Here is a 295-nt window from a genome sequence, read left to right as displayed (position 1 = left end):
CCCAGGCCACGCCGACTACATCAAGAACATGATTACCGGTGCTGCGCAGATGGACGGCGCGATCCTGGTGTGCTCGGCTGCTGACGGCCCAATGCCACAGACCCGCGAGCACATCCTGCTGGCCCGTCAAGTTGGCGTTCCGTACATCATCGTGTTCCTGAACAAGTGCGACCTGGTCGACGACGCAGAACTGCTGGAACTGGTCGAAATGGAAGTTCGTGAGCTTCTGTCGAAGTACGAGTTCCCAGGCGACGACGTCCCAATCATCAAGGGTTCGGCACGTATGGCCCTCGAA

General features: G+C 59.0%; 1 protein-coding gene. It reads left to right on the top strand.

All coding sequences use genetic code 11. From position 1 onward, the window contains the following. The coding region (gene tuf, locus IFU00_22860) for an elongation factor Tu (GenBank protein ID MBD8545114.1) at positions 1-295 on the top strand (295 nt) is incomplete at both ends.

Origin of the sequence: Oxalobacteraceae sp. CFBP 8761, assembly GCA_014841595.1 — a bacterium.
GTDB lineage: Bacteria > Pseudomonadota > Gammaproteobacteria > Burkholderiales > Burkholderiaceae_D > Telluria.
This window is presented reverse-complemented; position numbering and strand designations above follow the sequence as displayed.